This window comes from Amycolatopsis sp. NBC_00348 (genome assembly GCF_036114655.1).
Lineage (GTDB): Bacteria > Actinomycetota > Actinomycetes > Mycobacteriales > Pseudonocardiaceae > Amycolatopsis.
This window is the reverse complement of record NZ_CP107994.1, coordinates 2547236-2564110: the sequence shown is the minus strand read 5'-3', so window position 1 is coordinate 2564110 and position 16875 is coordinate 2547236. Positions and strand designations below refer to the sequence as shown.

Below are 16875 nucleotides of genomic sequence, written 5' to 3'. Positions count from 1 at the left end.
AAGGTGAAACTGCGGGCCGTGCGTGACACCGTAAAGCCGGACGGCGCCCTCTTCGGCGACCCCCACGAGACGCCGGACGGGACGACGGTCATCCCGGTGAGCAACCCGGTCGGGGTGTTCGTGATCCACGACGGCCACGTCAAGTGGGAAGCCGCGGTCGACACCACCCGCGTCCTCCTGATCGGGGCCATGACCGGCCTGATGGCCGCGACGCTCGGCACCCTCGCCGTGCTGCGCAAGCCGCCGTGGCCGGACGTCGTCATCCGGAGGACGCGCTAGGCCGCCTGACCCTTCGCCAGCGCTTCGACGCGGCCGATCGGGCCGTTGTAGTAGTTCTGGTCGCCCGGCAGGCCGCCGCCGCGGGCGAACTGCCAGATGCTCTGCTTGTCCCAGCCGGCCGGCAGCTCGCCGACGTCCGCGCCGTACCGGGCCAGCCAGAGCGGGTTCGTGTTCCCGAACCCGTTCGCGTTGCCGGTGCAGGTCTTCCACCACGCCGTGCTGGTGTAGATCAGCGCGCTGCGGTGCGCTTTCGCGAGGTAGGTGCGGGTGAAGTCGGCGATCCAGGCCGTCATGTCGGCCGGGTTCTTGCCGTAACAGACGTCGCCGTACGGGTTGTACTCGATGTCCAGGGCGCCCGGCAGCGTCGTGCCGTCGCCGCGCCAGCCGCCGCCGTTCGCGATGAAGTACTCCGCCTGCTGGGCGCCGCTGGAGACGTCGGGGCGCGCGAAGTGGTACGCGCCGCGGATCAGGCCCGCCGCGTGCGCGCCGTTGTACTGCTGGGTGTACTGCGGGTTGACGAACCCGGTGCCCTCGGTCGCCTTGACGTAGGTGAACTTCGCCCCGCCGGCGGCCGTGGCGCCCCAGTCGACCGGACCCGTGTGCCCGCTCACGTCGTGCCCGAGCGTCTGGTCGGCGACGTCGGCGCGGGAGGTGAGCGGGCTCCCGTGGACGCCTTCGTGCGCTTCGATCTGCGTGCCCGCGAAGTTCGTGTCCGCGTGCGAGTAGTCCGGAGCGGCGTGCGCCGGTGGCACGACGACCACCGACGCGAACGCCGCGAGCGCGCCCGCCCCGGCCAGCTTCGCCAGGGGTCCGGGAACGGTTCGGCTCATCTGGGCTCCGATCTCGGTACGGCCGTACGGTGCTGGACCCATGCTGCACGCCCGTACCGGTCCCCGCGAGACTTCTGTCACCCGTCGGAGTGATCTCGGTCCTCAGAGCTCGGTCGTGATGATGGCCTCCACCAGGACTTCTCCCGTCCGGGTCAATTCCACTTTCCCCGCCCCGGAATCCAGCCGGACGAGGCCGCGATCGGCCAGGGAGCGGAACTTGCCGAGCCACGGTTCCGCGAAGAGCGACCGCCCGGGGAACCGCGAAGCGTGCACGGAATCGCGCAACGGCTGCAACGTCGTCAGCGCCATCTTCACCGCCCGCGCCTCCTGCCCGTCGGGCGTGAACCGCGTCGCCGACCCCAGCGGGATCCGGCCGGCTTCGACGGTTTCGATGTAGCGCTTGGAGTTCACGTCGGTGATCGCCTCCGACGCGCGGCAGCTCGAACTGCCGCCGAGCCCGATCGCGACCTCGGCCTCCTGCTTCTCCTGGTCGACCATGATGGACTTCCACTTCTCCGGCCCGAGGCCGTCGCGCGCGAAGTACATCGTGGGGTGCTCGGTGTAGTTCGCCGCGCGGAGGCCGTCGGTGAGCAGTTCCCGCATCTGGTACTGCTCGCCGAGCGTCGGCCAGCGGTGGCCGTCGCGGACCAGCTTGTCCCGGTAGGACGGCAGCTGCCACGCGGCGGGCTTCTCCCCCGTGACGCTGGTGCGGGTGTCGCTGTAGGAGGCCAGGTGCAGCTTGGTGCACACGACGGCGGTGATCTCGTTCTCCAGCACGACGTCCAGGTCCCGGCGGACGCTGTCGAGGGTCTGGTCGAGCAGGCCGTACATCAGGTCGATGCTGACCCATTCGAAGCCGAGGCGCTGCGCGTTGCGGACGAAGTCGACGCACATCCGCGCCGAGTGCTCGCGCCCGCACAGCTCGAGCACGTGGTCGTCGAACGACTGGACGCCGCTGGACAGCTTGGTGCAGCCCAGGTCCCGCAGCAGCTCGAGCTTCGCCGGCGTGAACGTGCTGGGATCGCCTTCGAACCGGATGGTCGTGTCCGCGGTGAACCCGAACTCTTCCCGGTAGAAGTCCAGCAGCCGCCGGATCTCCGGTTCCGGCAGCAGCGACGGCGTGCCGCCGAAGACGTTGAACTCGCCGACCTCGGCGCCCGCCAGGTTCGGGACGGCGTCCAGCCACATGCGCGCTTCGCGGATGTTCAGGTCGACCCAGTGCTTCGCCTTCTCGTACGTGACCTCGGGTTTGCCCTTCACCAGCACCACCGGGTACTGGCAGAACCGGCAGCGGTAGGCGCACGTCGGGATGTAGGACCACAGGTGGATCGGGGCGCTGGACGCGAGTTGCGCGTCCAGGTCGCGAAGGAAGTCCGCCGGCGCGTAGCCGGGGACGTTGCCCGGGAACACGTGCGCCCCGAACGGGTCCTCCTGCACGTAGTCGAGCAGGTGCCGGTTTTCGGGCGCCTCCAGGACGTCGAGCACCGCGGGGCGCGGCCACGCGGGGTCGAGACCGTGCAGTGAGCCGATCGCCTCTTCGTAGGCGAGTGTCATCAGAACACCCCTCCGTTGCCGAAGTAGTTGTGCGCTTCTCCGGATTCCCGGTCTTCGCAGTAGTAGTGGACGAACTCCGCGAACCGCTCCGGCGGAACGTCCGCGAAACACGGTGGCAGCGGCGGCGGGACGCCGATGTCCTCGCCGACGTGCTTGCGCAGGCACGCGAACAGCTCGTCGGCGAACTCCAGGTACAGCCGGTACGACGGCGTCTTGTACGCGTGGATCGGCGTGAAGTCGACGACGCGCATCCCGGCGCGGATCTCGGCGATCCGCTCGCCCAGCCGCGCGGCCAGGTCCGCGCCGAAGAACCCGATGACGGCGTCGTCCTCCAGCAGGGCCGGGGTCAGCAGCACCGGCAGGATGGTGTTCTTCGGCGTGAAGTCCTTGATGGAGAACTCCCACGCCTGCAGGGCTTCCGCCTCGGTCAGGTCGGTTTCCACGGCCGGCGCGGAGGGGCGGATGTCGCGCATGACGATGGTGCCGCCGGAGCCGTAGGCGCGGCCGGCGATGACCTCGTCGATGGCGTGGTCGACGCGCCGCGGGTTGATCTCGACGCGCGAGCGCGGCGCGTACGTGATCGCGTCGCCCCCGCCGGCGACCTTGATCCCGAAGTCCCAGTCGTCGGAGAGGTGGCTGACGAACTTGCCGTCCTGCAGCTGGTAGAAGATCTCGATGCCGCCGGCGCGCTCGTAAGCGTCGCGCTCGACCGCGAAGCCCTTGCCGTCGGGGAAGCCGCCGAACAGCGAGAACGTCACGGCGCGGCAGCGCAGCGTCCGCTGGATCGCGTCCCAGAGCCGCGGCCGGCCGGTGAAGTGGTCCGCGTTGTAGTAGTAGTCGCAGACGCCGATCGAAGCCTTGGTCGTCTCCATCGCGTCCAGGAGCTCGCTCAGCCAGTGGGCGTCGACCTGGCAGTCGGCGTCGGCGGAGACCAGGTAGAACCGCTGCGCCGGATCGGTGTCGGGCCGGTTCCGGCTGCGCGCGGCGGCGAAGTCCATACCCGCGCGGCGCGCGCACGAGACGCCCTGCTCGGGCTCGTGGATCACGTGGACCGCCAGGTCCGGGTGCGCGGCCGCGAACTCGCGGGCGAGCGCGACGGTGTCGTCGGTCGAGTTGTTGTCGACCAGGACGACTTCGTAGCTGTCCTTGTCCAGCGCCTGCTGGTCGTACAGCGTCCGCAGGACCGACCGCAGGTTCGCGGCCTCGTTGTACACCGGCAGCACGACGCTCAGCCGCGTCCCGGCGCCCATCGGCGGCGGGTACAGCCGGTCGACCAGGTCGTCGACGACCTGGGTGCCGAAGCGCGCCCGCCCGAGATCCTGGTTCACCCGCACCACTTCCGCTCGTTTCCCCTCGTCGGTGATCAGTTCGGCCACTTCGCGCGCGAACGCCGCGTCCGGCAGGTCGCGGGCCCGGATGTCCAGCACCGGCGCCCGGAACCCGGCGCTGCCGTAAACGGCGTTATACAGCTCGTACCCGCTGGTCACGTACGGCGTCCCGGAGGCGATCGCCTCGCTGACCGGGTTGCCGTAGCTCTCGTAGTCGTAGGAGGTCAGGAAGGACACGACGCTCGCGTGCGCCAGGAGGTCCCGCACGGAGTAGCGGCCGGGTGTGGTCGTGTCGTACGGCGTCAGCCAGCCGCCGAAGACGACGCGGTCGCGCACCCCGAGCCGGTCGGCCAGCCGGGTGAGGTGGACGTACTCGGCAGGTGCTTCTTCGACGTCGCCGGCCACGAACAGCCACGCGTCCGGCAGCAGCGCCAGCAGGTGCAGGTCCCGGTCGACGCGCTTCTGCGGGATGATCCGCGTGATCCGGGCCAATAGCGGAGCGTCCTCGGGGATCCCGTGGTCGCGCTTGAAGCCCGCGTTGCGCGCGTCGATCTCCGCCGTGGCGATGGGGAACGTGTTGGGCAGGACGTCGAGGTTACGCAGGCCCGGCACCCACTCGAGGGTCCGCGCCCGTGCTTGTTCGTGCAGCGCGAAGTAGTGGACGTACGGCGAGTTCCGCGGCGCCGGGGTCTCGCGGTACGGGAACCGGCCGTACTTGGCGATCCCCGGTTCGCTCTGCCACATCAGGTCGTGGTCGCGCCAGAACACGAACCGGCCGAGCCGGTGCCGCGCGCCGTAGCGGTCGATCGCGCGGTAGAGGGCCTCGGTGTAGGTGGGGTTCTCCGGCAGCGTCCCGTTCTCGACCATCACCATCGTGACGCCGAGGCGTTCCCAGGTGGCGGTGATCCGGTCGGCCAGCTCGCCGGCGATCCGGTCGATCTCCGGCCGCAGCGCCGCGCCGGCCTCCCGTTGGACGACCTCGGTGAGCACCCGTTCGACGAACGGCCGGTCGTAGCCGCGGACCTGCTCGACGCCGTCGATCCGGTCGAGGACGACCCACTCCGGCAGCAGCCCGGCCTCGTCACGGTAGGGCCGGAAGAACGCGCCCTTGTCGGCCTTGATGTCGTAGCCGAGATCGAGGTGGACGCGGTGGCCGCGGGCGGAGAGCCGGGCCGCCGTCTTGAGGAACTCGACCACCACCCCGGACAGCGGAGTTCCGTCGAAGGACACGCCCCAGAGCACTGACATCGATGACGGGCTCCCGTTCTCGACTGCGGTGTCCGCTCCACCCTACGTGGCCCGGTCACCGAAACGCCGCGCGAACAGACAGCGCTTTCCCGGCGGCGAGGCGGTTGACCGGGCCCGCCCGGGCCGGCTTCGGCCGGGTGCGCCGGCTCGGCTGGGCCGCCGCGTACGACGTCGTCTTCGACGGCCCGGCGTGGCCGTGGCGGCCCACGGCCGTCCCCGCCGGGCTCGTTCTCCTCGGGGTGGCCGGGGTCGCGCTCGTGGTCCGGCGGAGGCGTCGGATGAAGTGACCTAAAACGATTTACACATTTGGCCACCGGACAAGCACGGACGATCGCCGCTGCACCCGGTGGAGTATTGCGGTTGCGTGATCCTCTGATTACAGTCACATATCACACTGGATTGAAACGTTTTAACGATCCACAGCCCCGTCCCCGTCATCCAGGAGCCGCAATGCCGCGATCCCAGCTCTGGCGCGCGACCACCACCACCGCCCTCGCCGCGACCCTGGTGCTCTCCGGCGCCGCCGCTCCCCCGGCGGGCGCCGCGCCCCCACCGGACATCTCCGGGGCGCACTGGATCTGGTACCCCGAGGGTGACGCGCGGGTGTCCGCCCCGGCCGCGACCCGGTACTTCCGCACCACGTTCACCGTCGCCACCGGCGCGGTCAGCGACGCCCGGTTCACCGTGACCGGCGACGACACCGCCGACGTCTGGCTCAACGGCAAGCCCCTCGCGTCCTCGGCCCGCGTCACCGACTCCTGGAAGACGGGGCTGCCGGTCGACCTGCGGCCCGCGCTCGTCCCCGGCGTCAACACCCTCGCCGTCGCCGTCCGCAACGCCGGCGGCCCGGCCGGGCTGCTCGGCCGGCTGCACGTCGCGACCGCGTCGGGCACCACCGACCTGACCACCGGAGCGGGCTGGAAGAGCGCGCAGACCGCACCGGAAGGCTGGGAGCAGCCCGGCTTCGCCGACGGGTCCTGGCCCGCGGCCGCGGATCTCGGCGCTTACGGCGCGGCACCCTGGGGCGCCGGCGTCACCACGCCGGACTCCACCGCCGCGGCCCCCCTTTCCGTGGCGAGCGCGACGGTCGGCACCCGGGTCAACCCGATCGGCGTCGACCCGGCGCAGGCGCGGTTCGGCTGGAAGCTGACGTCGTCGACGTCGCAGCAGCGGCAGTCGGCCTACCAGATCGTGGTGTCCGCCAACGGATCCGACGTCTGGGACAGCGGGCAGGTCGCGTCCGGGCAGCAGGCCGACGTCGCGTACGGCGGGCCTGCGCTCGGCTCGCTGACGGCCTACACCTGGCGCGTCCGGGTCTGGGACGCCCAGGGCCGCGCGAGCGGCTGGAGCCCGGTGCAGCGGTTCGAAACGGCGTTGCGCGCCCCGGCGACTGAGTGGGCCGGCGCGTTCATCGGGCGCTCGGCGGCCGGCCCGGACCTCGCCGGCGCGAGCTGGGTCTGGTACCCGGAGGGCGACCCGGCCGGCGGCATCCCGCCGGCGACCCGGTACTTCCGCAAGACCGTGCAGCTGAGCGCGGCGCCGTCGAAGGCCACGCTCGTCGTGACCGGCGACGACACCGCGACCGTGTGGGTCAACGGCACCCAGGTCAGTTCGTCGCCGCGCTCCACCGACTCGTGGAAGCAGGCCGCCGTCGTCGACGTCGGCTCCCTGCTCACGACCGGCGCGAACGTCATCGCGATCAGCAGCGAGAACACCACGCAGAGCCCGGCCGGGATGATCGCCAAGCTCACCGTCACCGGTGGGCCGACGGTCGTCACCGACGCGTCCTGGAAGGCGAACCAGACCGGGCCGTCCGGCTGGCAGCAGCGCACGTTCGACGACAGCGCCTGGACCGCGGCGCGGGCGCTGACCGCGTACGGCACCGGGCCGTGGGCGTCCAACGTCGTCGTTGCGTCGCCCGCTCCCCTGCTGCGCAAGAGCTTCACCGTCAGCAAGCCGGTCGCCAGCGCCCGGCTGCTCACCACCGCGCTCGGCCTGCAGGAGACCCGGCTCAACGGGACCAAGGTCGGCGGCGAGGTCCTCGAACCCGGCTGGACCGACTACACGAAACGGCTGCAGTACCGGGTTTCCGACGTCACCGGCCAGATCCGCCAGGGTGACAACGCGATCGGCGCGCTGCTGGGCAACGGCTGGTACTCCGGCAGCATCGGCATCGCCGGCAGCCAGCGCTACGGCACCAAGCCGTGGTACTCGGCGCAGCTGCGGCTGACCTACACCGACGGCACCAGCTCGACCGTCGCCACCGACGGCACCTGGAAGACCGGCGACGGCCCGATCCGCGCCGACGACCTCTACCAGGGCGAAAACTACGACGCGCGGCTCGCCGTCACCGGCTGGGACCAGCCCGGCTTCAACGACAGCGCGTGGCAGGCGCCCGGCGTGCGCACCGACGCCAAGCCGAACCTGGTGGCCCAGGTGGACAACGGCGTCACCGTGCAGCAGGAGTTCCACCCGGTCGCCATCACCCAGCCCAAGCCGGGCGTGTGGGTCGCCGACATGGGCCAGAACTTCGGCGGCGTTGACCGGCTTTCGGTGACCGGACCGGCGGGGACCACGGTGACGCTGCGGCACGCCGAGGTGCTCAACCCCGACGGCACGATCTACACCGACAACCTCCGGGCCGCGCAGGCGACCGACCGGTTCACCCTCGCGGGCACGGGCGGCGTCGAGACGTACGAACCGCGCTTCACCGTGCACGGCTACCGGTACGTCGAGCTGACCGGGCTGCCCTCCGCGCCGACCGCGACCACGGTCACCGGCCGCGCGATGTGGACGACCGGCGCGCAGACCGGCACGTTCACGTCGTCGAACACCATGGTGAACCAGTTGCAGCACAACATCCTCTGGGGTGAGCGCTCCAACATGCTGTCGGTGCCGAGCGACTGCCCGCAGCGCGACGAGCGGCTGGGCTGGACCGGCGACATCGGGATCTTCGCCGGGACGTCGACGTTCAACCTGGACGTCGCGAACTTCCTCGGCAAGTTCAGCGACGACCTGACCGACGCCCAGCACGCCGACGGCTCGTTCACCGACGTCGCGCCGGGGGTGCTCGACGGTTCGGGCACGGCGGGCTGGGGCGACGCGGGCGTCATCGTGCCCTACACCCTGTGGCAGCGCTACGGCGACACCGGCGTGATCAACGAGCACTTCGCCGCCATGGTCAAGTGGGTCGAGTACCTGCGCTCGACGTCCGGCGCGGACCTGATCCGCGACCACCAGACGTTCGGGGACTGGCTCAACGTCAACGACAACACCGCGCAGGACCTGATCTCGACGGCGTTCTTCGCGTACTCGTCGCGGCTGGTCTCGCGGATGGCGGCGGCCACCGGGCACACCGCGGAGGCGACGAAGTACGGGACGCTCGCCGACCAGATCGCCGCGGCGTTCGCGAACAAGTTCTCGGCGGCGGACGGCACGGTCGGCGCGAACACGCAGACCGGGTACGTCCTGGCGCTGGCGTTCGGGCTGCTGCCGGCGGCACGGGTGCAGCCCGCGGCCGACAAGCTCGCGGCGAAGGTCGCGGCGAGCGGTGGCCACCTCAGCGTCGGCTTCCTCGGCGTCGAGAACCTGCTGCCGGTGCTGGCCGCCCACGGGCACGCCGACGTCGCGTACCAGGTGCTGCTGCAGCCCGGGTTCCCCGGCTGGGGCTACATGATCGGCCGCGGGGCGACGACGATCTGGGAACGCTGGGACGGCATCAAGACCGACGGTTCGTTCAACGATCCCGGGATGAACTCGTTCAACCACTACGGTCTCGGCTCGGTCGGCGACTTCCTGTACCGCTCGGTCGGCGGCCTGTCGCCGGCGGCGCCGGGGTACGCGGCGCTGGACATCGCGCCTCGCCCGGGCGGCGGCCTGACGTCGGCGAAGGCCACGTACGAGACGCCGTTCGGCGGCGCGGTCAGCGACTGGTCGATCAGCGGCGGCACGCTCACCCTGCGGGTGACGGTCCCGGCGGGCGCTTCGGCGACCGTCCGGGTCCCGACGTCGCAGACCGGCGCCGTGAACGCGCCGGCCGAGGCGGTGCCTTCGGCGGCGGGGACGTACTTCGTGCCCGCCGGGTCGTACGTGTTCACCGCGCCCGCGTGAGCCCGCGGGCCGGTGCCGTCGCTGTCCGCGGCGGCACCGGCCCGTTAGGGTCGGGTGCGTGGACCTGCCCGGCTACTGGCTCCGGCGGCCGGCCGCGCCGACGTCGGAATCGCTGCGCGCCCGGTTCGACGCCCTGCTGGACGAAGCGCTCGCGGCCGGCCCGGAACACCCGATCGACTACCGGCTCGACGCGCCGAAGTGGCAGTTCCTGTGCCACGCCGCCGACCGCGGCGACCACGTGCTGCACGGCTCGGGCCGGCCCGGCATCACGGAGTTCACCCCACGCCGGCCGCCCGACATGACCGAGTTCGGCAGCCGGCTCGCGGTCTTCGCGGCCGCGGACGGTATCTGGCCGATGTTCTACGCCGTCCTCGACCGCGACAGCGGGCCGGTGTCGATGTGCAACGGCTGTGCGCGCGTGGGCGGTGAAGCGCGGTACCACTTCTCCATCAGCGCGCCCGCGCTGGCGCGGCAGCCGTGGCGGAGCGGCACGGTGTACCTCCTGCCGGCCGCCACCTTCGACCTGGAGCCGCCGACCGGCGAAGCCCGCTCGATGCAGGCCGCCAGCCCGGTGCCGGTGCGGCCGCTCGCCAAGCTCACGGTCGAGCCGGCCGACTTCCCGTTCCGGGACGACGTCCACGGCCACGACGACGCGGAACTGACCGCGCGGGCGAAGGCCGATCCGGACGGCTTCCCGTGGCACGTCCCGGCGTCGTGACCGGGCTACTGCCGCAGTGCCAGGTTCAGGGCGTCGCCGGCGTGGTCGAGGCAGTCCCCGCAGATCACCGCGTCGCGGGGCACGCAGCGCACGCGGACCAGCGGTCGGCGGAAGCCGAGGAACGTGCGGCGCTCACGGCGGCTGCAGAACTCGCAGACCGGCGCCTGCGGTGAACTGACCGCTTCGAAGGTCTCGCCGGCCTCGTTCGGGCGCTCCTCGCGGTCGCGCACCACCCACAGACCGGCCTGCACGCAATCCACGCAGATCGGGCCCGACGGACCGGGCACGCGGGTGTCCCGCGGTCGCGGGGGCCGCCCGCAGAACCGGCAGGGTGCGGTCAGCCGTCCGGCACCGTTCGTCGTCACACAGCCTCCTCGGCGGTTGCCCGGCCCACGCTACCCGGCTTCTGGAGCCGGCCGTCCTGTTCGGACCCGGCACACGTCCGGGTGGCGTGACGGCCCTCACGTCACCCGGATGGCTCAGAAAAGGTGTACGTCGGCGCTGAGCGGGTAGCCATGTAGCAAGGCCCTCGTGGCGACAGGCCGATCCGGAAATGTCGCCTGACGAAAGGTGCAGCCCGTGAACGACAAGATCGAGAACAAGGGTGAAGAGCTGAAGGGCCGGGCCAAGGAGGCCGTCGGCGACGCCACCGGCAACGAGCAGTGGCAGGCCGAAGGCAAGGCCGACCAGGCCAAGGGCTCCCTCAAGCAGGCCGGCGAGAAGATCAAGGACGCCATCAAGGGCGTCAAGGACTGACCTGAGGTTTTCGCGACCGCCGCACCCCGGCTTCCGGGGTGCGGCGGTTTGCTGTCCGGACCCACAGTGCTGTCCGGACCCGCAGTGCTGTCCGGACCCACAGTGCTGTCCGCCGTGCGCCAGGATGATCAGGGCAGTGCGCGCGGCGAGGGGTTGGTGTGGTGAAAGGCCTGATCAAGAGCGTCGGGATACTCGGGTTCGTCGTGGTCGTCGTCGGCGCGACGGCGGGCATCGGGGTGGCGGTCGGCCTCGGGAACACCGTGGTCCTGGCCGGGCTCACGGCGTTGTTCTGCTTCATCGCCGCCACGGGCGGGCCGCTGCGGTCCGACCTCGTGCTGCTCGCCTGCTACGCGCCCCTCGTGGTCGCCGGCGTGGCCGGTCCGCGGTTGCTGGGCGCGGTGTCGGACGTCGCCGCGATCGCGCTGCTCACCATCGTCGTGTTCGTCGCCGCCCTGCTGCCGGCGCTCGGGTCGCGGTTCGTCACGGTCGGGCTCGGCCTGGGGATGGCGTCGGTGTTCGGCTACGGCTTCCAGCTGACCGGCACCGCGAGCGCCGGGCAGATCATCGGCGCGCCCGCGCTCGCCGTCGGCGTGGCGATCGTGCTGCGGCTCCTGCTCGGCGTCGGCGACCCCGGCAAGCCCACCCGGGAGGCACTCGCCGACGCGCTCGCGGGCGGTGGTCAGGACACCGCCGAACGTGCCGTGCGGCTGTGGCTGGCCGACCGGCCGCGGAAGTGGCAGACCCGCGTGCTGGGCGCCGGTGTGCGGGCCCGCGCCACGGCCGCGATCCTCGACGACCGGCGGCGGGCCCTCGGCGAAGACCAGGCGGGCGCGCTGCGCACGATCCTCGACGCGGCGGACGCGGAGCTGGCCGTCCTCGCCGACGCCGTCCGCGCCAAGGATGCCCCGGACGACCTGCCCGCGGCCGAGCGGCCGGACCCCGGTGCCGGGCTGCCCGGCGAAACGCGGCGGCTCGTCGACGAGCTGTGGTCCGGCGTCGACGCGGTCCGCGACGCCGTGCTCACCCGCGACGAGTCCGTTGTGGACATCCCGCGCGCGGCCGTGCGGGCGGCGCTGCGCCACGAGGCCGAAGGCGCGCTCTCCTGGCGTTCCGCGCAGCTGCGGCACGCCGTGCGCTGCGCGATCGGGATGCTGCTCGCCCTGGTCGTCGCGCGGTTCCGGCCGGGCGACCCGCTCACCGTGTCGTTCCTGATGACGACGTTCGCCGTGCTGCAGCCGGAGTGGCGGGACACGCTGAGCAAGGCGTGGCAGCGCGTCGGTGGCGCCCTGGGCGGCGCGGTCGTGCTGGCGCTGGTGCTGTGGCTGCTGCCGCCCGGCGCGCTGCTGCCGCTCGCGCTGGTGGCGCTGCTGGCCGGGTTCCCGCTGATGCGGAGCCGGCCGACGGTGTTCAACGGGTGCATGGTGCTCATGAGCGTCGGGATGAACTCGGCGACGAAGCACCTCGACGCGCGGACGTTGCTGGTGGAGTACGTGCTGCTGATGGTGCTGGCCGTCGTGATCGCGCTGCTGTTCGGCTTCGCCGCCGTGCCGGGGGTGCGGAAGCCGTCCCTGGCCGAGCGGTTCGCCGAGGCCGTGGACACGACCCGGGCGTTGCTCGCCGAGGTCGCGGGGGCGCTGGACGGCGCACCGCGCGCGCGGCTCGCACCGCGGTTCCGGGCCGCGGCCCGCGCTCAGCAGGACCTGCGGGCGCCGGAACCGGGGAGCAAGCCGCCCGAGCCCGGTCAGCAGGCCGCGCTGGACGCGGCCGCGGAAGGACTGCGCGGGCTCGCGGCGTCGGCGGGGGCGTTGCTCCTGCGCGGTGGCCCGACGCCGATGGCCGAGTTCACCTCGACGGCCGCGCTCGCGCTGGGCGGCGCGCCGATCACGGCCCCCGACGCGCCGCTCGACGAGGAGCAGCGCCTGGTGGCCGACACCGTGATCGCGGACGTCCTGCGCGTCCGCCACGCCGCCCCGGCCCTCGGCGGCTAGGCGGTGTCCTACAAGTCAAGCTCGCGGTCTTCGCGCCCAGGCGGCCCCTGACGGCACGGGCGGGATCACCCGAGTACGGCCCAGTACGAGGGTGACCCGCCCGCGCCGCCAGGAACCACCTGGATCACGAAGCCCATCGAGCAGACTTGCAGGACACCGCCTAGGCCATCCGCTCCACGGCGTCCTTCGCGTCCTTGAGCCCCACGCCCGTGTGCTCGCGGTAGGCCTTGATCGCCTGGATCTTCTTGCCCTCCAGCAGGAACTGCCGCACGTCGGGCAGGTCGGCGAGCTGCGGCTGAGCCGGCTCCGCGACGGCGACGCCGAGGTGCCCGGCGATGGCGTCCAGCCTCAGTTCCATCCGGGCGAGGCGGCGCTCGAGGCGGTTGATCCGGCGGTCGTTGGCCGAGGCGCCCAGGGCGACGGCCGCGACGAGCACGACGACGGCCAGCAGCGTGTAGTCCATGGTGGACATCGTACGGAGCCGCGCCGGGCCGCGTGGAGCTTTCAGCCCGCCGAGTGGAAGGCCGTGGCCGCCAGGGCGATCCACTCGGGATTGTCCCACTCCGGCCAGCGGGCCCGCGCGTCCGCGTCGACCTTCGCCGCCGTCTCCGCAGCGGACGCGCCGGCGGTCTTCAGCCGCGTCACCTCGGCTTGGACGTGCTCCAGGTAACCGCGGATCTCGTGCAGCAGCGTGACGTCGGCGATTTCGCCGTGCCCGGGGACCACCACCTCCGGGTTCAGCTCCGCCAGGCCATCGAGCACGGCGATCCAGCGGGTGCCGTCGAAATCGGTGTCGTGCGGCGGGAAGTACGGCGCCATCGGGAACATCCGCGTCTCCGCGAGGTCGCCGGTGAACAGCACGCGGCCGTCGACGAGCACCGTCTGGTCGCCCGCGCTGTGCGCCGGGCCCCACTCCCGCAGCACCACCCGGTGGCCGCCGAGGTCGAGCTCCGCCCGGCCCTCGTAGACGACGTCCGGGTCGACGAAGGTGACGCCGTCCAGCTCGGCGGCGATGGCGGGGCCGAGGCCGCTGAACATCCGGACGTACCCGGCGCCCTTGCGGGCCAGCTCGTCGCGCTGCGCGCGGTTGGCGACGATCGTCGCCGCGCCCGCGAACACCTCCGCGCCGAAGCCGTGCTCCGGGTGGAAGTGCGTTGTCGTCAGGTACAGCGGCCGTCCCTTGGCGAGCTGCTTCGCTTGCGCCAGCACGTATTCACCGTTGCGCCGGCCGAGGCCGGTGTCGACGACCAGCGTCGCCCGGTCGCCGACGACGAAGCCGATGTTGGGCACGAGCGGCACCCGGTTGTCGCGCAGGACGAAGACGCCGTCGGCCACCTCGACCGGCTCACCGCCCACGATCGGCGGCGCCGCCTTCGTCACATCGGGCAGGTCTGCGGTCATGTCCGGGCTCCCATCTGATCGGTGTTCAGTTGCTGATCTGAACATAGTACAGATTCTGAGCGGTGTTAAGATCGACGTCATGACCCGGGAGCGGTACCACCACGGAGACCTGCGCGGCGCGCTGCTCGACGGCGCCGAAGCGCTGGTCCGCGAGCGCGGGGCCGACGGCTGGAGCCTGCGGGAGGCGACGGTGCGGATCGGGGTCAGCCCGAGCGCCGCCTACCACCACTTCGCGTCGCGGGACGCGCTGGTCCGCGCGTTGTCGGACCGGCTGGTCGCCCGGCTGGGTGAACGCATGAGCCGGGCCGCCGCCCGCGCGCGGGGCGGCCCGCGGCACCGGCTCGTCGCGGCCGCGCGCGACTACGTCCGCTGGGCGATCGAGGATCCCGCGGTCGCCGGGCTGATCTTCGCGGCGCACCGCGCCGAACCCGGCGAGCCGGTCTCGCCGCACCCGCACGACGTCTTCGCGGCCGAACTCGACCGGCTGGCCGCAGAAGGCGGTTTGCCCGCGTCGGCGCGGCCCGGGGCGGAGATCGTCGTCTGGTCGGCGATGCACGGCCTGGCCACGCTCCTGGTCGACGGCCTCGTCCGGTTCGACGGCCCGCGGGCGATCGACCGCCAGGCCGAGCGGCTGATCGGGGCGGTGCTGACCGGACTGGAGCAGGAGCCCGAACCGTCGTCCCCGTGGCCGCTCTCCCGGACTTCGCACACCGAGCGGAAAGCACGCGAAAATGTCGGTGGTCCCGCTTAGAGTGGTCGCGACCAAGCTCCGGGAGGGACCATGACCACACTCACCGACCGTCCGAACACCGCGCTGCTCGTCGTCGACGTGCAGAACGGCGTGCTGCGGGAAGCCCACGACCGGGAGGCCGTCGTCGCCAACATCGCGGCGCTGGTGGACAAAGCGCGCTCGGCCGGCGTCGACGTCGTGTGGGTGCAGCACACCAGCGACGAGCTGCCGCGCGACAGCGAGACGTGGCAGTACATCCCGGAGCTCGTCCGCCGCGACGCGGAACCGCTGGTGCACAAGACGTACGGCGATTCGTTCGAGGCCACCGACCTCGAGGCCGTGCTGGCCTCACGGGGTATCGGCAGGCTGGTGGTCGCGGGCGCGCAGACCGACGCGTGCATCCGCTCGACCCTGCACGGCGCGATCGTCCGCGGCTATGACGCGACGCTGGTCGCCGACGCGCACACGACCGAAGACCTGTCGGCCTACGGCGCGCCGGTGCCCGGGCAGGTCATCGCGCACACGAACCTGTACTGGCAGTACCAGACAGCGCCGGGCCGGACCGCGGGCACGCTGAAGACCGAGGAGGTGGACTTCGGGGTGAAGGCAGCAGTCTGACGCGGCTCGGTCTGACGCGCGCGGCGGCTTTCCCTCACTCGCGCTCGAAGCCGTAGGCGCGCTCCACCTTGGCGACCTCGATGCGGTAGTCCGCGTACCACTGCTCCCGGCCCCGCCGTTGGGCCTCGAGGTGCTCCGGGTGCTGTTTCCACGCCGCGATCGACTCCGCGTCGCGGTAGTACAGCACCGTCAGCTCGCGGCCGTCGGCGTCGGTCGTGGACTCGCGGCCCAGGTAGCCCGGCTGGGCCCGGCCCAGCTCGGTCATGCGGTCGTCCATCGCCGCGTAACCGTCGAGGTGGTCGGCGTCCAGCTTGCTGCTGACGATCACGGCGTAGTACGGCGGTTCGGGTCTGGTGAAGGAGGACACCCGCGGAGCCTAGGCGCCGGAAATCCCGCGCCCAACCGGTTTTCCGGCCGCGCGCAGGTGGTCCCGCAGGGCCCGCGCCACCCGGGACATCAGGACCTCCGCCTCGGGCTGGAGCACGGCCGGGACCCGGGACTCGGTGAGGGCGACGACGCCGAACGCGCGGCCGTCGGCGTGCTCGACGACGCCCGCTTCGTGCCGCAGGTTCAGCAGGGTGCCGGTCTTCGACGACCACTTCGACGCGTCCGTGGCGAAGTCGGGGGTCAAGCGGTGCCGCAGGACGTTGAGGCCCATCAGCTCCCGGACGCCGGCCGCCACCGCGGGGTCGATCTTCGACGGCGTCCACAGGGCCTGCAGCAGGTCGAGCAGCGCCCGCGCGGACGCGGAGTTCGCGCGGGTGACGTCGAGCTGCGCGAGCCGGTGGCCCTGGCCCGCCGTGGCCGCGCCGATGGCCAGTGCGTGGGCCAGGTCGACGTCGCCGGACTCGAAGCGCTCGGCCGGGGTGTCGATGAGGTCGCGCATCAGGTGGCGCACGGCGATGCCGGGCACGCCCCAGTCGTCCAGCACCCGGGTGACCTCGGCCGGCGGGGTCAGCTCGAACAGGACGTCGGCCGCGGCGCCGTCGCTCAGGGAGGTGCTCAGGTAGACCAGGTCGTCGACGGCGACGCGGGCCGGGTGGCGGAACCGCGTCAGGCCGATCGGGCCGGGGGTGGTGACGCCGCCGGGCTCGACCTCCACCTGGGTGGCGCCGTCGAGCTCGCCCCGGCGGATCCGCTCCAGGGTCACCGCCGCGAGCGGGACCTTGACCAGCGACGCGATCGGGAACACCCGGTCCGGGTCGATCCCCAGCTCCTGCCCGGACGCCAGGTCGCGGACCAGGAACGAGCCGTGGAGCCCACCGTCGGCCAGGTCGGCCCGCAGCTCCCGGACCAGCGTTTCGGTGCTCAACCC

General features: G+C 72.2%; 16 protein-coding genes. 8 read left to right on the top strand and 8 right to left on the bottom strand.

Annotated features, from left to right (window positions below; all coding sequences use genetic code 11):
• Nucleotides 1-18: 18 nt before the first annotated feature.
• The gene (locus tag OHS58_RS11525; protein ID WP_328648221.1) at nucleotides 19-279 is read left to right on the top strand and encodes a hypothetical protein; all 261 of its coding nucleotides are present in this window, start codon (nucleotides 19-21) and stop codon (nucleotides 277-279) included.
• On the opposite strand, the gene OHS58_RS11520 is transcribed toward OHS58_RS11525, so the two are convergent.
• The 3 genes from OHS58_RS11520 to OHS58_RS11510 all read right to left on the bottom strand — a co-directional run bounded on the left by OHS58_RS11520 (nucleotide 276) and on the right by OHS58_RS11510 (nucleotide 5239).
• The gene (locus OHS58_RS11520; protein ID WP_328648220.1) at nucleotides 276-1109 is read right to left on the bottom strand and encodes a lysozyme; all 834 of its coding nucleotides are present in this window, start codon (nucleotides 1107-1109) and stop codon (nucleotides 276-278) included. The genes OHS58_RS11525 and OHS58_RS11520 overlap by 4 nt on opposite strands.
• Before the next feature lie 102 nt (nucleotides 1110-1211).
• A complete protein-coding gene (locus tag OHS58_RS11515; protein ID WP_328648219.1) occupies nucleotides 1212-2663 on the bottom strand; it encodes a radical SAM protein in 1452 nt (483 codons plus the stop codon).
• Entirely contained in the window at nucleotides 2663-5239 is a 2577-nt protein-coding gene (locus OHS58_RS11510) for a glycosyltransferase (RefSeq protein WP_328648218.1), read from the bottom strand. Before OHS58_RS11510 ends, OHS58_RS11515 begins: the two co-directional genes overlap by 1 nt.
• A 104-nt stretch (nucleotides 5240-5343) precedes the next feature.
• Here OHS58_RS11510 and OHS58_RS11505 point away from each other — a divergent pair, with 104 nt between their 5' ends.
• The 3 genes from OHS58_RS11505 to OHS58_RS11495 all read left to right on the top strand — a co-directional run bounded on the left by OHS58_RS11505 (nucleotide 5344) and on the right by OHS58_RS11495 (nucleotide 10067).
• A complete protein-coding gene (locus OHS58_RS11505; RefSeq protein ID WP_328648217.1) occupies nucleotides 5344-5526 on the top strand; it encodes a hypothetical protein in 183 nt (60 codons plus the stop codon).
• 163 nt (nucleotides 5527-5689) lie between these two features.
• Nucleotides 5690-9349, top strand: coding sequence for a family 78 glycoside hydrolase catalytic domain (locus OHS58_RS11500; RefSeq protein WP_328648216.1), 3660 nt, complete (start codon nucleotides 5690-5692; stop codon nucleotides 9347-9349).
• Nucleotides 9350-9407: 58 nt separating this feature from the next.
• Nucleotides 9408-10067 (top strand): hypothetical protein, encoded by a 660-nt coding sequence (locus OHS58_RS11495; protein WP_328648215.1) that lies wholly within the window; start codon nucleotides 9408-9410, stop codon nucleotides 10065-10067.
• Between the two features lie 5 nt (nucleotides 10068-10072).
• Here OHS58_RS11495 and OHS58_RS11490 read toward each other — a convergent pair whose 3' ends face one another.
• Nucleotides 10073-10432: a hypothetical protein gene (locus OHS58_RS11490; protein ID WP_328648214.1), complete on the bottom strand. Its 360-nt coding sequence runs from the start codon at nucleotides 10430-10432 to the stop codon at nucleotides 10073-10075.
• A gap of 214 nt (nucleotides 10433-10646) precedes the next feature.
• Here OHS58_RS11490 and OHS58_RS11485 point away from each other — a divergent pair, with 214 nt between their 5' ends.
• Entirely contained in the window at nucleotides 10647-10823 is a 177-nt protein-coding gene (locus OHS58_RS11485) for a CsbD family protein (protein WP_247052075.1), read from the top strand.
• A gap of 158 nt (nucleotides 10824-10981) precedes the next feature.
• A complete protein-coding gene (locus OHS58_RS11480) occupies nucleotides 10982-12811 on the top strand; it encodes an FUSC family protein (RefSeq protein WP_328648213.1) in 1830 nt (609 codons plus the stop codon).
• 160 nt (nucleotides 12812-12971) lie between these two features.
• Here OHS58_RS11480 and OHS58_RS11475 read toward each other — a convergent pair whose 3' ends face one another.
• Together OHS58_RS11475 and OHS58_RS11470 are read right to left on the bottom strand one after the other, a co-directional pair.
• Nucleotides 12972-13274 (bottom strand): ribosomal protein L7/L12, encoded by a 303-nt coding sequence (locus tag OHS58_RS11475; protein WP_328648212.1) that lies wholly within the window; start codon nucleotides 13272-13274, stop codon nucleotides 12972-12974.
• 41 nt (nucleotides 13275-13315) lie between these two features.
• Nucleotides 13316-14212: an MBL fold metallo-hydrolase gene (locus OHS58_RS11470; RefSeq protein ID WP_328648211.1), complete on the bottom strand. Its 897-nt coding sequence runs from the start codon at nucleotides 14210-14212 to the stop codon at nucleotides 13316-13318.
• 79 nt (nucleotides 14213-14291) lie between these two features.
• Here OHS58_RS11470 and OHS58_RS11465 point away from each other — a divergent pair, with 79 nt between their 5' ends.
• Both OHS58_RS11465 and OHS58_RS11460 read left to right on the top strand, forming a co-directional pair.
• Entirely contained in the window at nucleotides 14292-14963 is a 672-nt protein-coding gene (locus tag OHS58_RS11465) for a TetR/AcrR family transcriptional regulator (RefSeq protein WP_328648210.1), read from the top strand.
• Nucleotides 14964-14993: 30 nt separating this feature from the next.
• Nucleotides 14994-15560: a cysteine hydrolase family protein gene (locus OHS58_RS11460; protein WP_328648209.1), complete on the top strand. Its 567-nt coding sequence runs from the start codon at nucleotides 14994-14996 to the stop codon at nucleotides 15558-15560.
• Nucleotides 15561-15594: 34 nt separating this feature from the next.
• Here OHS58_RS11460 and OHS58_RS11455 read toward each other — a convergent pair whose 3' ends face one another.
• Nucleotides 15595-15927 (bottom strand): antibiotic biosynthesis monooxygenase family protein, encoded by a 333-nt coding sequence (locus tag OHS58_RS11455; protein WP_326949862.1) that lies wholly within the window; start codon nucleotides 15925-15927, stop codon nucleotides 15595-15597.
• Nucleotides 15928-15936: 9 nt separating this feature from the next.
• Nucleotides 15937-16872 carry a serine hydrolase gene (locus OHS58_RS11450; protein WP_328648208.1) on the bottom strand — a complete coding sequence of 312 codons (936 nt, stop codon included), beginning with the start codon at nucleotides 16870-16872 and terminating at the stop codon, nucleotides 15937-15939.
• Nucleotides 16873-16875 lie beyond the last annotated feature (3 nt).

Coding starts and splice junctions, on each gene's coding strand:
- OHS58_RS11520 (WP_328648220.1), bottom strand. CDS start 1,109: ATGAGCCGAACCGTTCCCGGACCCCTGGCGAAGCTGGCCGGGGCGGGC.
- OHS58_RS11515 (WP_328648219.1), bottom strand. CDS start 2,663: ATGACACTCGCCTACGAAGAGGCGATCGGCTCACTGCACGGTCTCGAC.
- OHS58_RS11510 (WP_328648218.1), bottom strand. CDS start 5,239: ATGTCAGTGCTCTGGGGCGTGTCCTTCGACGGAACTCCGCTGTCCGGG.
- OHS58_RS11500 (WP_328648216.1), top strand. CDS start 5,690: ATGCCGCGATCCCAGCTCTGGCGCGCGACCACCACCACCGCCCTCGCC.
- OHS58_RS11475 (WP_328648212.1), bottom strand. CDS start 13,274: ATGGACTACACGCTGCTGGCCGTCGTCGTGCTCGTCGCGGCCGTCGCC.
- OHS58_RS11470 (WP_328648211.1), bottom strand. CDS start 14,212: ATGACCGCAGACCTGCCCGATGTGACGAAGGCGGCGCCGCCGATCGTG.
- OHS58_RS11465 (WP_328648210.1), top strand. CDS start 14,292: ATGACCCGGGAGCGGTACCACCACGGAGACCTGCGCGGCGCGCTGCTC.
- OHS58_RS11460 (WP_328648209.1), top strand. CDS start 14,994: ATGACCACACTCACCGACCGTCCGAACACCGCGCTGCTCGTCGTCGAC.